This is a genomic window from Acinetobacter pullicarnis (genome assembly GCF_006352475.1).
GTDB classification, from domain to species: domain Bacteria; phylum Pseudomonadota; class Gammaproteobacteria; order Pseudomonadales; family Moraxellaceae; genus Acinetobacter; species Acinetobacter pullicarnis.
This window is the reverse complement of record NZ_VCMZ01000001.1, coordinates 466,627-480,460: the sequence shown is the minus strand read 5'-3', so window position 1 is coordinate 480,460 and position 13,834 is coordinate 466,627. Positions and strand designations below refer to the sequence as shown.

Annotated in this window: 9 protein-coding genes; all 9 read left to right on the top strand. The window is 43.6% G+C overall.

Annotated elements, in window-relative coordinates; genetic code table 11:
• Nucleotides 1-14: 14 nt before the first annotated feature.
• On the top strand, nt 15-1,097 hold the full coding sequence (locus tag FD716_RS02055; protein ID WP_139850711.1) for a patatin-like phospholipase family protein: 1,083 nt from the start codon (nt 15-17) through the stop codon (nt 1,095-1,097).
• A 156-nt stretch (nt 1,098-1,253) separates the two neighbouring features.
• Entirely contained in the window at nt 1,254-2,036 is a 783-nt protein-coding gene (gene hisIE, locus FD716_RS02050; protein WP_139850710.1) for a bifunctional phosphoribosyl-AMP cyclohydrolase/phosphoribosyl-ATP diphosphatase HisIE, read from the top strand.
• Between the two features lie 867 nt (nt 2,037-2,903).
• Nucleotides 2,904-3,176, top strand: coding sequence for a hypothetical protein (locus FD716_RS02045; protein WP_139850709.1), 273 nt, complete (start codon nt 2,904-2,906; stop codon nt 3,174-3,176).
• 212 nt (nt 3,177-3,388) lie between these two features.
• Nucleotides 3,389-4,681: an HlyD family secretion protein gene (locus FD716_RS02040; RefSeq protein ID WP_139850708.1), complete on the top strand. Its 1,293-nt coding sequence runs from the start codon at nt 3,389-3,391 to the stop codon at nt 4,679-4,681.
• A complete protein-coding gene (locus FD716_RS02035) occupies nt 4,674-6,776 on the top strand; it encodes a peptidase domain-containing ABC transporter (protein ID WP_139850707.1) in 2,103 nt (700 codons plus the stop codon). The genes FD716_RS02040 and FD716_RS02035 overlap by 8 nt, the downstream gene beginning before the upstream one ends.
• A gap of 32 nt (nt 6,777-6,808) precedes the next feature.
• Entirely contained in the window at nt 6,809-7,657 is an 849-nt protein-coding gene (locus FD716_RS02030) for a LysR family transcriptional regulator (protein ID WP_139850706.1), read from the top strand.
• A gap of 133 nt (nt 7,658-7,790) precedes the next feature.
• Entirely contained in the window at nt 7,791-9,287 is a 1,497-nt protein-coding gene (locus FD716_RS02025; protein WP_139850705.1) for a UvrD-helicase domain-containing protein, read from the top strand.
• Nucleotides 9,288-9,314: 27 nt separating this feature from the next.
• A complete protein-coding gene (locus tag FD716_RS02020) occupies nt 9,315-10,706 on the top strand; it encodes an AAA family ATPase (protein WP_139850704.1) in 1,392 nt (463 codons plus the stop codon).
• A gap of 289 nt (nt 10,707-10,995) precedes the next feature.
• Nucleotides 10,996-13,833 (top strand): monovalent cation/H+ antiporter subunit A, encoded by a 2,838-nt coding sequence (locus FD716_RS02015; RefSeq protein ID WP_139853587.1) that lies wholly within the window; start codon nt 10,996-10,998, stop codon nt 13,831-13,833.
• Nucleotide 13,834 lies beyond the last annotated feature (1 nt).

Sequence of the window (13,834 nt, the reverse complement as noted above, 5' to 3'; positions counted from 1 at the left end):
TTGAGTGTTTCAATATGATTCAAATTTTAAAAAAATCAACACCAAGTTTAAATATTCGTGCCGGCGCATTGGCACGTCAGCTGATTGCTGATGAAGGTTTTAAAGCAGAACAGGTTGATATTATTCCCGGTGCTGCTGGCGGTCCAAAAGGAATTGGAATACAAGGGCTTGATCAAGCTATTTTCGGAGAATTCCTCCCTCAAGCGCCACAACGTCGCACCCTCATTGGTGCTTCAATTGGCAGTTGGCGTTTTGCCAGCATTTTGGCATGGGGAGCCAAACCAGGGACTGAACGTCTGGCACAGCTTTACACCGAACTGGTCTTTGACAATAAAATGTCACGCCAGACCGTCAGTGACGTTTGCCGAGGCATGCTTGCTGAATTAATCAAAGGCAAAACCGAACACTTGGTTCAACATCCCGATTATCACCTTGCGGTGATCTCGGCCAAAGCCCAACATCTGTTTCAAAGCGATAAGAATCTCCCGCTCTTTGCTTCGGTGGCCGCCATTATTGGCAGCAATGCAGTCGCCCGTAAACATTGTCAGCATTTTATGCAACGTGTGATCAGTCAGCCGCAACATGCACAACAATTGAGTTTCGAACAGGATGCATTTCAAACCCATTATCAACAGCTCACCGCTGAAAACGTCGAAGCATGGTTGATGGCTTCCGCCTCTATTCCAGGGGTAATGAATGCGGTACGTGATATTCCCGATGCCCCAGCAGGCAGTTACCGAGATGGTGGTCTGATCGACTATCATATTGACCTGCCATATAACAGCCAAGGTATTGTGTTATATCCACATTTCACCGATCAGATCATTCCCGGCTGGTTTGATAAAATGTGGAAATCGCGGCAAGCCAACCCACAAAACCAAACCCGTACCTTGTTGATTTCACCCTCTGCCGAATACCTTAAAAGCTTACCTTTGGGACGTTTACCCGATCGTAAAGACTTTACTTTAAAGGGCATGGATCAACAAAAACGCATTCAGCTGTGGCAACAATGTATTGCTGAAAGCCAGCGCTTGGGCGATGAGTTTTTGGAAATGGTGGAAAAACAGAATTTTACTGAGCATTTACAAGCGCTTTAAATAGCGCAAGTACTTCTCTAGATTCTTTTGCCGATCTGATTCAATTTGGTATTTTCATAAAAATAATTTGGGCAAACTCAAGGCTTTCCCTTACACTATGAGGCTGATGCGGTGTGATCCTACACGCTTTTGATCAATGAATTTGGTGATATCTCTATGAACAATCTGCAATGGCTTGATGAAGTAAAATTTAATTCACAAGGTTTAATTCCTGCAATTGCTCAGGACCATCAAAGCGGCCGTATCTTAATGGTGGCGTGGATGAATCGCGAAGCCTTAAGCTTGACTGCTGAAAAAAATCAAGCGGTGTATTTTTCACGTTCGCGTCAGAAACTTTGGCATAAAGGCGAAGAATCTGGGCATTTCCAAACTGTACATGAAATTCGCTTAGACTGTGATGCCGACGTAATTGTGCTGCAAATTGAACAACATGGTGGCATTTCTTGTCATACTGGTCGTGAATCCTGCTTCTACCGCAAGCTCACACCGCAAGGCTGGGAAATTGTCGATGCCCAACTCAAAGACCCAAGCCAAATTTACGCAGAAAAATCAACGAATCCGCATACGCTTGCAATGCAAAGCTCCAATGCACAGGCTGAAACGGTTGAAGTGCTTAGCTATTTAGGTCAGATGATGACTGAGCGCAAAGGTGCCAACCCGGATTCTTCTTATGTGGCATCGCTCTATCACAAAGGCTTAAATAAAATTTTAGAAAAAGTTGGTGAAGAAAGTGTTGAATTGATCATTGCTGCTAAAGAATATCAGCACGAAAAAATTGCCGACCATAAAAACGATCTGATTTATGAAACAGCAGACTTGTGGTTCCATAGTATTGTTATGCTTGGTTATTTCGACATTGAACCACAAATTGTTTTAGATGAATTGGCACGTCGCCAAGGTCTATCGGGCCTGAAAGAAAAAGCCAGTCGTCAGGATTAAGCCCTCTCCCTGACCTTCATCCCAAAGGGAAAATAACCCAGTACGTTTCCCCTCTCCTTTTAAGGAGAGGCTGGGCGAGGTTGCTTTTCGAAAAACCATCCGTACCTTATGACTCCCCTCTCCCTAACCCTCATCTCAAAGGGCATAGGTATCTACACATCTTTTGATATATGGATTACGATTCAAAGCAATCCATCCCAACCTTCCTTTTTCTAAGGAAGGAGCGTTGTGTAGCATAAACTAGGCTTTGAATTCCCAAAAAAGTCCCCCTCTTTGGAAAAGAGGGGTTAGGGGAGATTGGGGATTTCTGAAATTCAATGAAATTTGCATTCAGCCCTAAATTCCAAATCTAAACAGGACTTAAATACCTTGTATTAAGCTCAAATAGATTACATATTTCGACTACATATATTTCTTAAATATTTGTGTAGATACCTATGCCCAAAGGAAGAGGAAATATAGCCTTAACGCATTTCTCCTCTCCTTTTAAGGAGAGGCCGGGAGAGGTTGCCTTTCGAAAAACCACACCACCTATCTTATTAATCAAATCCACTATTTTCTGCTTATTTTAAAGTGGACATAAGCCTGCATCTCTTAATATTTATTGCGCTCTACCGCAGTATATCGCCTCAAAAGTTAGTTTAACTTAAAATGAGAAAGCACATAAAAAATTAATATAAACAAAAATCAAAAATACAACCAAGCAATTGTTTTATAAAAACTAATTATACAAATAAAATAAAAAGTGAATAATATCGTTCATTTTTTATCACTTTTAGCTCCGATGAAATCAGGTTAGTTTCTGCTGCACGTTAGTTTCAAATTAACGACGTTTCTTTCACAACCAATATGGAGAATATGTAATCTATGAAAGAATTAAGTACAGAACAAATCCAATATGTCTCAGGTGCTGGCATTTTATCTGATGCACTCGGCACTATTGCCGGTCAAGTTGGTGGCCAAATCGGCAGTCAAATTTCAGGGCAGATTGGTCAACAATTCGGTCTAACAGGCAATTCCAAAATCGGTGAAGCAGTTGGTAAGGCTATTGGTACCGGCGTAATAAACTTAGGTTTACAAATCGGTAAGGCCATTGGCACAGCGGTCTTGTCTTCATCTGGTTTAGGGGCAGCTAAATAAACCCTGCTTGTATATTGTCAATTTCTATTATTAATACCCATGCAAGTTTCAGCATTTCCTCCCCTTCATAAAGCCTCAATTTCATATTGGGGCTTTAACTCCCTTGGCTACACAGCTTGCAAAAGCCTGTATCAAATGGCCTGAAACAGTTACAGCATCCACGCATCTTAGGATTATAGTTTTAAGCCTTATCCAATCAATGATTGATCTTTATGGACCGTGACAATCCATCAAATCAAATATTTAGACCAGAAGTGATTCAGGTTAAAAAAAACCGCTGGTTGGGCGATGCAATATTAGTATCGCAAATTCCAGCCTATTGGTTTGGATTGGGATCAGCCTTGATCATTGCATTATTTTTGGTCTTCATTATTTTCGCTCAATTTACTCGTCGCGTCAGTGTGACTGGCGAAGTGATTTCAATCCCCCATCCCGTCAATATTTTCGCACCGCAGCAGGGTTTCATACTCAACAGTTTTTACAGCACCGGACAATATGTCCAAAAGGGTGATCCCCTATTTAAGCTGGATGTCAGCCGCAATACCAGCAATGGCAATGCCAGTCAAAATACCCTACAGGCAATTGAAAAACAGTTGAACGATATTGAGGTGATTATGCAGACCTTAAAGGAAAATAAACGCATTCATGTCGCGAGTCTAAATACCCAACTTGAAAAATATAAAATCGCCAATCAGCAAGCGATCAGCCGCTACGTTGACGCGCAAAGTGGTCTACAAGAAATGCAGAAAATCGCCAAGGATTATGCCCAATATCTAAAGCAAGGGCTGGTTAATCGTGAGCAAGTCAATCAACTGCGTTATCTTTACTATGAGCGGCAAAGCAGCATTGACAATCTTAAAGCCCAATTGATCCAACAAGATATCCAAATCAATGATGCCGAAAAAGAAGTGATCTCTAAGGCAACCGAGTTTGAGCAGCAAATTTTACAGTATCAAATTCAACACAGTGCGCTTGAACGTCAATATAACGATGCCAATGCCGAGCATGTTGTGGTCATACAAGCGCAGCAAGCCGGCTATATTGAAAGCATTGCGGTCAGCCAAGGCCAAATGGTGAATGCTGGTGATAGTTTGGTCCAACTCTCTCCGCATAAAAAGACGCAATTTTCCATTGTTTTATGGCTGCCCAATAGCAGCATCCCCTATATCAAAATCGGTGATCCCGTTAACTTGCGCTATCAGGCTTTTCCCTATGAAAAATTTGGTCAGTTTGCAGGGAAAATCACAGCGATTTCCAATGTTCCGGCCTCGAACAATGAGCTCTTGCGTTATGGCAGCGCCCCTAAAAATAACGACAGTGCCTATTATAAAGTCAACATTCAACCGCAGAAAAACAGCATCGACTGGAAAGGAAAATCATTACTTCTCAGTTCTGGCATGACCACTGAAGCCACACTTTTTCTAGAAAAAAGACCACTCTACCAATGGATCTTCTCACCGCTTTATGGCATTTCAAAAAGTGTAGGTGATTCAGATCATGAATAAAGACCTCATTGCTGAACTCAAAAAAAAACTACAGTTTAATCTAAGACCAACTATTCCGCAGGTGTTACAAACCGAAGCAGCTGAATGTGGCTTGGCGTGTTTGGTGATGATCTGTCGTTTCTTGGGCAAGGACATTGACCTATTTAGTCTCAGACAAAAATATGGCATCTCATCACACGGCGCAACTCTAGCGATATTAATTGATATTGCACATAAACTTGGTTTGGACAGCCGCCCGCTCTCTTTGGCCCTAGACGAAATCCACCTGTTAAAACGGCCCTGTATTTTACATTGGGACTTAAACCATTTTGTGGTGTTGGTTGGCATCAAGCGCAACAAAGCCATTATTCACGACCCTGCTTTTGGTCGCTACAGCCTGTCTTTTCCAGAGCTCTCGCAGCATTTTACTGGCGTCGCGTTAGAGCTTTGGCCCAATCCAAATTTTGCCAGAGAAACCGAACGCCAAAAACTACACTTCCGTAGTTTGCTAAAAAATATCAATGGATTCCCAGGCTTTCTGCTGCGAATTTTGGCACTATCTGTGGTGCTTGAAGCTATTAATATTTTATTGCCAATAGGCACACAAGTGGTCATGGACCATGTGATTTTGGCTGCCGATCACGACCTACTCACCTTGATTTGCTTGGGCTTATTCTGTTTTATTATTTTCCGCACCTTGGTGGCAATGCTGCGTGCTTGGATGACCTTGCTCATGGACACCTTTTTAAGTGTGCAATGGAATCATGGTTTTTTTCAACATCTACTCAGGCTCCCACTGCATTATTTTCAGAAGCGTAATCCTGGTGACATTCAATCTCGATTTCTCTCGCTTGATGCTGTTCGTAATACCTTAAGCACAGGTTTGGTCAACGGCTTCATCGACTGTCTGATGTCGATCGGCTTAATGATCATGATGTATCTCTATGCGGGATGGTTGCTGTGGGTGGTGCTGGCTTTCACGCTGATCTATGTCCTGCTACGTGTACTGACTTTTCAACTTTACCGCCAAGCTGCTGAAGAACAGATTATAAAACAGGCCAAAGCCAACTCACATTTTATGGAAAGCCTCTATGCGATTTCCACCTTAAAAGCCTTAAGCCTCAATCGCAACCGTGCGCAATTTTGGATGAATCTTAATATCGACACCACCAATGCTGGCATACGCGTTGCGCGCTTAGACATGCTGTATGCAGGGGTCAATTCATTGATCACCACACTCGATCAAATCTTGATTTTATGGTTGGGTGCATCGATGGTGATTGATCACCAACTCACGCTCGGAATGTTTGTGGCCTTTAATATTTATCGTGGTCAATTTTCAGAACGTTCAGCGCAACTCATCAATTTAATCCTAGAGCTACGCATGCTGTCGTTACATCATGAACGTTTGGCCGATATTGCGCTCAGTCCTCCCGAACCACAACAAGAAAGTCGCATCTTGGCACTGCCCAATCAAGCCGCCTCCTTTGAAGTCCAAAACCTCAGTTATGCCTATGATGCTTTTTCCGCACCCATTATTGAAAACCTTAGCCTCCTGATTAAAGCCAGTGAGAGTGTCGCCATTGTCGGGCCATCAGGCGTAGGCAAATCAACCTTGATGAAACTCATGAGCGGTTTACTCATCACAGAAAAAGGCATTTTATTATTTAATGAGCACGATATTTATAAAGTCGGTCTCAACAATTATCGCCAATCCATTGCCTGTGTATTACAAGATGACAAATTATTTGCAGGCTCGGTTGCCGACAATATTTCTAGCTTTGATCTGCATAAAAATGAAGCCCGCATTATTGAATGTGCCAAGAACTGCAATATCTATGACGAAATCATGCATATGCCGATGGGCTTTGAAACCCTGATCAGCGCACTTGGATCGAGTTTATCGGGGGGGCAAGTGCAACGCCTCCTCATTGCCAGAGCGCTGTATCGACAACCTGCGATCTTATTTATGGATGAAGCCACCAGCCATCTGGACCCCGAAAATGAAGCCATCATCAACCAATCGATTCGCGCTTTAAATATCACTCGAATATTTATAGCCCATCGCCAATCAAGCATTGATAGTGCCGATCGCATTATTCAAATTGCACGTTAAAGGCAGTACACAACACTTAAAAGGAGCGGGAAATGGCAATTAAATTTTCACAACTTGCACTGTTTTGTGCACTGGTTGAAGAAGGCACCATTTACGCAGCAGCTGAAAAAATGCATTGTGTTCCCTCCAATATTACTGCACGTATTCACGACCTAGAAGATATTCTAAAAGTAACCCTCTTTAATCGGAAACAACGCAAACTCAGTATTACGCCCGAAGGACGCGCCTTTTATATCGAAGCCAAAGCCTTGGTCAAACAAAGTAAAAAATGCCAAGACTTATTTAATCAGCATCAATTGGTTGGCGATTTAAATATTGGGACGCTGAATATCGTGTTAGAAAAATATATTCAGCAACAGACCATTCAGTTCTTAAAAACGCATGCTGCGGTACAAGTGAATATCTCTTGTTGTTCTTCTCTACTGCTGTTAGAAAAATTACTGGCTGCCGAGTTTGATCTCATTTTTATCGATGCCAACGTACAACACCCCCAATTACACAGTCGGGTCATTATTCAAGAAACCCTTTATTTGGTCTTCAATGCCGCCTCATGGCAAGACTTTAAATTGCATGCAGCAGAACAAATTTTATTTCGCTATGGTGGCCCCAGCATGCATGAACTGTTGCTAAAAAACTGGTTGGCACAACAGCAAATTTGCGTGCACCGTCAATGTGCGATTGAGTCCTACAGCTTGGCCCTAGATGCGATCCAACAACACCTTGGCTTTAGTGTGATTCCAAGTCCATTTTTAGCTGAAGCACAGCACAGACAACTGCAATGTCTGGCACTCACCAACATCGAAAGCTGTGATATTTCTATCGCCTGGCAAAAAAATAGTGATTCTAAATTGATTCAACACTTTAGCGCCTTATTCGGCTAACGAAGCTCAGCCCTTTGCTTGGTGTAAAATAAGATCAATGCGCGCAAGCACTGGATAATGTCCTTCTCACGCAGAACTTTGCTATACTCGACCCGCTTAAAACGATATCAATTTAATTAAAGATTCTAATACTGTGCCTGATCTGTTTAGTCCGACCCCCGAACAACGCTTTGCAATTGCAGAAGCTGAAAAAGGCCAATCCTTTAAAGTGATTGCCTATGCAGGCACAGGTAAAACCACGACATTGCAATTAATTAGTGATGCCATGCCACAGCGACGTGGAATGTATTTGGCATTTAACAAAGCGATTGCCGCTGAAGCACAACAAAAATTTCATCGCAATGTAGACTGTCGTACCTTTCACTCATTGGCCTTTCGCAGCGTGCCCCGCGGAATTACTGATAAATTACGTCTACCACGTTTAAGTCCAAGTTTTATTGCCAAAGAATATCGTCTAGAGCCGATCACCTTGCGTCGCATGATGGGCGGGCGTTATGAAAAATATGTATTAATGCCAAGTCGTTTGGCCAGTTTAGTCGCCAATGCGGTCAGTCATTTCTGTTCAACCAGCTCACAATATCCTGCGCCACGCCATCTGCAAGCCCCTTCTTGGCTGCATCCAGACGATATCGATAGCCTACAAAAGCATTTATATCCTGCGGTGGAGCGACGTTGGTTAGAGTCGGTTGATATGCAACACCAAGCCGGTATTGGTCACGACATTTATTTAAAATTGTGGGCACTGTCTGAACCTAATATTCCCGCGGATTATGTCCTTTTTGACGAAGCACAAGATGCTGACCCTTTAATGCTCGGTATTCTACTTCGCCAAAAACAAACTCAAGTCATCTATGTCGGTGATGCACATCAACAAATCTATGCCTGGCGCGGTGCGATTAATGCCATGCAGCATCTGCCTTTGCCTGAGTCGCGCCTGACCACATCGTTCCGTTTTGGTGAACCGATTGCAGAAGTTGCCAATGCTTTACTCGGTGGCCTCAACGAAACCGTGCCATTAATAGGCAATAGCCATGTGAAATCACGTGCCGTCAATAAACCACATACCAAAATGCGCGATGCAATTTTATGTCGTACCAATGCCCGTGCCATGGAACTGCTGTTATCGGGCTTAGTCCAAGGCGATAAAGTTGGTCTCCAAGCCGATCAGGTTAAACTCAATCGTTTTGTCGATGCCGCCAGTCTGCTTAAGCAAGGCAAACGCGTCACTGATGTTCCTGAATTGGCGTGGTTTAATTCATGGCATGATGTGCATGAGTATTGTGAAACCAACGATGGTAGTGATATAAAACCTTTAGTGAAATTGGTTGACGATCACGGCACTGCCCCACTGAAAAAGGCCTTGGCCAAGATTACCCCGATTGAACAAGCGGATTATGTGATTTCCACGGCGCACAAAGCCAAAGGTCTCGAATGGAATCGGGTACATATTGAAGATGACTACCAATTTAAGATTAATGGCTTAGAACATAAAATTAGCGATGAAGAGCTGCGCCTCTTATATGTGGCGTGTACCCGTGCTAAAGTAAGCCTAAACATTCATCATATCTATGATTTAGTACAACAATTGAAACCTAAAGCACCCTTTAAAAATAAAGCAGCTGCCTCATGAGCGCAGTCATGCACCATGAGGTGAACGATGCAACTCAGTTATTTACAACTCAAAAATTGTTATCATTTTAATCATTTAAAAATTGACTTCCAGATCACTGCGCATCCCGTCACCTTGATTTTAGGTGAGCAAGCCAGTGGTAAAACTGCGATTATTAAAAATATTTATCAAGGGTTAAGCTGGTTTCCCTCACGTTTTAAAGACATTCGCAGTGCCGGTGTGGTGATGTTAGATCAAGATATTCAGTATCAGCAACATCAGTCTAAAATTGATATCGGCATACAGATTCCGACTGAGATTGGTTGCTTACCAGAAAGTAGTGACCCTCACCCACAAAATCTCAATTGCTGCCATTGGCAACTGTATAAAACCTTACTGCCCAATGGGGTTGGTCATAGTAAAGTTGAAACTAGGCAGCTTGACCAATGCGTCGAACTTTACTACAAAGCCATCCAACACGACCCTTTACAAGGGCTACCGATGATTGCCTACTATCCTAGCGAACGTTTTAGCAATGAAATCAATTTGCTCAGCAAGAATAATCCCAGCCTGTTCCAATCCCATGCAGCTTATGAATTTGCAGCAATTCCCTTTACCACCTTTGCCCGTTTTTTTGAATGGTTACGTGAAGTTTCAGATATTGAAAATGCCCAAACAGCACAACGCTTTCAACAGTTCATTGCCGCAGAGCCCAATCCTCAAACCGCAACAGCAGAACAAAAACAAGATTATCTGAATCAAACCTTACAAAAAATCCACTCGCAGCCCATTGCCCCAAATCTGTTGGCCTTAAAGCGGAGTCTAAATATTGTTATTCCAGAAATTAGTGATATTTACCTCGACTACCAACCTAAAATGCAACTGATGGTTTGCTATCAAAATCAGATTTGTTTATATCAGCAATTGTCTTCAAGTCTTAAAAACTGGGTGGCCTTAATCGGGGATATCGTGCGTCGGCTTTGCATTCTCAATCCGATGAGTTTGTATCCATGTGAAGAAGGTGAAGGGGTCTTACTGATTGATCAGATTGATGCGGGACTTGATCAAGAAATGAGTGCAGTCATCTTAGATCGGTTACATCAGGCTTTTCCGCAGCTTCAAATTATTGCCACGGGGCAATGCCCTGACCTTTTAGATAATTCACTTGATTATCAATATCTCAGATTACAACAACAACGTTTATATTCGATCCAACCTAAAAAAAGTTGGCACGACTACGAAAACCAATATCAGCACATGCTCGCGCCGCTCTTGGTGGCACATCCTGCGCATGAAACAGCCACAGCACCCTCCAAAGCTGAAGAGATATTTGCACAAATTCAACAACTCACGGAACTTGAGCAATCGGAGTTAAACCGCCTGCTCCAAGCTGATGACGACACCAAGACGCATATCCTGCCCTGTTCGCCTGAAATTTAGACATTCTACGTTTAATTCAACCGCATACTCGAATTAAATCCCTATAATTAACCTCAAAGTGTAAAATGATTTGATGTTGTTTTAACCATGTAATAAGATCAAAACCGCTTTTAGTTCTATCTTTCTATGTGGCGGTTTTACCACCTCTTTTACGAGTTGCGCAACACAACTTGTTTTCTTTTCATCTGTAATTAACTTGGCTTTCAAGATTGAACATTTTGGATCTTTCCTTGAGCTCCTGTAATCCTTGAAAGATAATATTCATTTAGGTTCAAACCTATTCACGACATTGGATACGAGTGTGCTACCGATTATTATATTGTTACCGTTAATACTTGGCACTACCCTTGTCTCGTGGTTGAAGCAGTTTTCGCGCGGGGTAATGGCTCTAGGAGCTATAGGCGTCAGTTTAACCAGTTTTATCTTGTTACTGACTCAAACCAAACAGGTCTTTCAAGGCGCAACCATCATTGAGAGTTGGCCTTGGCTCTCCACTTTAGGGGTTGACCTCAGCTTCAGGCTTGACGCACTCGGTTTGATTTTCGCTTTGCTGATCAGTGGGATCGGCACCCTCATTTATATTTACGCCTATTACTATCTGAGTCCGCAAAACTCGTTGAGTAAGCTCTATAGCCTACTCATGCTGTTTATGACAGCTATGCTCGGTATTTCACTCTCCAATAACCTAATGATATTATTGGTTTTCTGGGAGCTTACCAGTATTTCGTCCTTTCTACTGGTCGGTTACTGGAGCAATTACGATGCCGCGCAACGTGGCTCACGTATGGCTTTGACCATCACTGGTATGGGTGGTTTGGCCATGCTCGGTGGCTTCATTCTTTTGGGTAAAGTAACAGGTACCTATGAGATTGATCAGATTTTAGCAATGGGCCAACAGATTCAACAAGACCCTTTATTTGTTCCGATTTTATTGTTGATTTTACTGGGTGCATTTACCAAAAGTGCGCAGTTCCCCTTTCACTTCTGGTTACCCAATGCCATGGCTGCACCGACACCGGTATCGGCCTATTTGCATTCGGCCACCATGGTCAAAGCGGGGATCTTTTTATTGGCGCGGTTATTGCCAATTTTTGTGGGGGCTTCGCTCTATCACAACATCGTGACCAGCGTTGGTTTATTTACCCTGTGTATGGCTGCGTTATTTGCCATTTTCAAAGAAGATTTAAAAGGCTTATTGGCCTATTCCACCATCAGCCACTTGGGACTGATCGTCTGCTTACTCGGCATCGGTTCACCTTTGGCCGTTGCAGCAGCAATTTTCCATATTATTAACCATGCAACATTTAAAGCGGCATTGTTCATGATCGCAGGTATTATCGATCATGAAACCCAAACCCGCGACTTGAGAAAACTCAGTGGCATCTGGCAACTACTGCCATTTACTGCAACCTTGACCATGATCACGGCTGCAGCAATGGCAGGTGTCCCACTGACCAATGGCTTTATTTCCAAAGAAATGTTCTTTACTGAGCTGCTGGCAAATCTCACTGGCCCATTCATGATTGTGGCTGCTGTGATTGCAACCTGTGCAGGTCTATTTGCCGTCGCCTACTCCACTCGCTTAGTGCATGGGGTATTCTTCGACGGCCCTGTTGGCAAAGATGTGCCCAATAAACATGCGCATGAACCCCCAATCGGCATGCGAGCGCCAGCGGTTCTCTTGGCGACCATTTGTATTTTGGTGGGGATTTTACCGGCACTGCTGATTCAATCTATCATCAATGCCGGCACCCGAGCCAGTACCCAACTTGCTGACTTCAAAGGCGCTGAACTGGCCATTTGGCATGGTTTTAATTTGCCATTGTTGATGAGTGCGATTGCGCTGGTTGGTGGGGTGTTGTTTTACTTCGCCCTAGCACGCAATGGTCGTATTCGAAAAATTGACCTTGACCTGTATTTGGGTAAATTCCAAGGCAAACTCATTTTTGAAAACGGCCTTAAACAGTTGTTGCGTGGTTCTCGTTTTATTAAGAAAAAAACAGAAACAGGCTCCTTACAAACCTATTTGGCTTGGATCTTACTATTCACCATTGCGATTGTGGCCGTCCCGCTGTTCAATCAAGGTCTCACCGCAGGTAGCCGTGAATTAACCGCTGCACCATTGGTGGCGATTGTCCTATGGTTATTGCTATTTTCAGCCTGTTGGATGCTGTTGTGGTTCCACCACGAACGCATCAAAGCCGTGTTGATTACTGGTGCAATTGGCCTTGTGGTCACCATGGTATTCGTCACTTTCTCTGCACCCGATTTGGCATTGACCCAGATTAGTGTTGATGTGGTCACCACCGTATTATTGCTGATGAGTCTGTCGCTATTACCACAGCTTACCCCTTATGAATCGAATCGAGGCCGTCGTTGGCGAGATGCGGTCATTGCAATTGTGGCAGGTCTGGGCATTGGTTGGATCACTTGGATGTTGCTGACCCGTGACCATCATTCAATTTCATGGTTCTTTGTCCAACAGTCCCTGCCGCTCGGCGGTGGATCAAATATCGTCAACGTGATTTTGGTCGATTTCCGTGGTTTCGATACCTTCGGGGAAATTACCGTGTTGGGAATTGCCGCGATTGGTGCGCTCTGCCTTATGGATGGCATGCGTACCCACGGCACCACCATCACCCAAGGGCTCAGCTACCGTTTTAATCCATCACCGTTGATGTTCCGTATGACGGCTTCGTGGATTTTGCCACTGGCTTTGGTGGTCAGCTTATACATTTTCATTCGCGGACATAACTATCCAGGCGGGGGCTTTATTGCTGGCCTTATCACCTCAATGGCTTTGATTATTCAATATATCGCCTTGGGTCAAGACCATGCCGAGAAACTATTGCGCGCCAACTCTGGTCGCCGCTATGAAACTTGGATTGGCCTTGGACTCAGCATTGCGGGTGTTTCTGGTGTTGCAGCATGGTTATGGGGGCGTCCGTTCCTGACCAGTGCGCATATTTATGTGGATACGCCATTATTCGGCACTTTCCATTTGGCCTCTGCGGCAGCTTTCGATTTAGGGGTATATATCACCGTGGTCGGTGCCACCATGTTACTCATTTCTGTACTGGGTGACTCACGACATTCCAGCATGTCTGGCCCATTACCTAAGGAGTAAT

What these genes read in the sequence shown, in the direction of transcription:
- FD716_RS02040 (WP_139850708.1), top strand. Translation starts at nt 3,389, where the DNA reads ATGGACCGTGACAATCCATCAAATCAAATATTTAGACCAGAAGTGATT.
- hisIE (WP_139850710.1), top strand. Translation starts at nt 1,254, where the DNA reads ATGAACAATCTGCAATGGCTTGATGAAGTAAAATTTAATTCACAAGGT.
- FD716_RS02055 (WP_139850711.1), top strand. Translation starts at nt 15, where the DNA reads ATGATTCAAATTTTAAAAAAATCAACACCAAGTTTAAATATTCGTGCC.
- FD716_RS02045 (WP_139850709.1), top strand. Translation starts at nt 2,904, where the DNA reads ATGAAAGAATTAAGTACAGAACAAATCCAATATGTCTCAGGTGCTGGC.
- FD716_RS02030 (WP_139850706.1), top strand. Translation starts at nt 6,809, where the DNA reads ATGGCAATTAAATTTTCACAACTTGCACTGTTTTGTGCACTGGTTGAA.
- FD716_RS02020 (WP_139850704.1), top strand. Translation starts at nt 9,315, where the DNA reads ATGCAACTCAGTTATTTACAACTCAAAAATTGTTATCATTTTAATCAT.
- FD716_RS02035 (WP_139850707.1), top strand. Translation starts at nt 4,674, where the DNA reads ATGAATAAAGACCTCATTGCTGAACTCAAAAAAAAACTACAGTTTAAT.